General features: G+C 43.6%; 1 protein-coding gene. It reads right to left on the reverse strand.

What is annotated here, in order from left to right:
* Positions 1-166: 166 nt before the first annotated feature.
* Entirely contained in the window at positions 167-940 is a 774-nt protein-coding gene (locus tag H740_RS04025) for a MetQ/NlpA family ABC transporter substrate-binding protein (protein ID WP_034957234.1), read from the reverse strand.
* Positions 941-988 lie beyond the last annotated feature (48 nt).

Consider the following 988-nt stretch of genomic DNA (forward strand, 5'->3'; position numbering starts at 1 on the left):
AAACGGCGCTAAAAAGGTAAAAGCTTTTACACCGTTTTATTTGTTGGAGATTCTTCTCGACTATTTTCGGTTTTTCGTCAAATTTGAGCCATAAAATTTACATTAAAACGCTTGTCTCGACTTTAAAACTAAATTTTACTGAACAAACGAGTCAAATTTGACGCGATCAGAAGCTCGGTATCACCGCGCCTTGGTAGCGCTTTACGATAAAGTCTTTAACCTCTGAAGTTAATATCGCTTTATCTAGAGCCTTGATTTTTGGATTGTTTTCGTTGCCGGCCTTGGTCGCTACGTAGTTGGTGTACGGGCTATCTTTATCCTCGAGGATCAGCGCGTCTTTGGTTGGCTTGAGGCCAACGTCTAGGGCGTAGTTTACGTTGATAAAGACTAACGCGACGTCATCTAAAGAGCGGGGCGTCTGTGCGGACTCCATCTCTTTAAATTTGAGATTTTTCGGATTTTCTATGATATCGAGCGGGGATTTGTATTCGCCCTCTTTAGCTTTTACGATGCCGGCTTTTTCGAGCAAATTTATAGAGCGCGTCGAGTCTGCGGCGTTGTTTGATATAGCGATGATATCGCCGTCTTTTAGCTCGTCTAGGCTTTTTATCTTTTTAGAATACGCACCCATAGGCTCGACGTGAACGCCCACGGTCGGTACGATGTGGGTGCCGTTGTCTTTATTAAACGACTTCATATACGGTAGGCCCTGGAAGTAGTTGGCGTCAAGTTCACCGTTTTCGACGGCGAGGTTTGGTATCACGTAGTCGTTAAAGATTTTAACTTCGAGTTTGTAGCCTTCTTTTTCTAGGATCGGCTTTACGACCTCTTCTAAAATCTCTGCGTGAGGCACGGGAGATGCGCCTACGGTGATGGTTTTGTCGCTAGCATATAGGCCGCTAGCTAGAAGCGCGCCAAGAAGTATTTTTGAAAATTGCATTATTGTTCCTTTTTTTGATAAAAAAACGGCGCTAAAAAGGTAAAAGCT

Source organism: Campylobacter showae CC57C (assembly GCF_000344295.2).
Taxonomy (GTDB): Bacteria; Campylobacterota; Campylobacteria; order Campylobacterales; family Campylobacteraceae; genus Campylobacter_A; species Campylobacter_A showae_B.

Bases quoted from the DNA above. Each gene is read 5' to 3' on its own strand.
- H740_RS04025 (WP_034957234.1), bottom strand. From the start codon at position 940: ATGCAATTTTCAAAAATACTTCTTGGCGCGCTTCTAGCTAGCGGCCTA.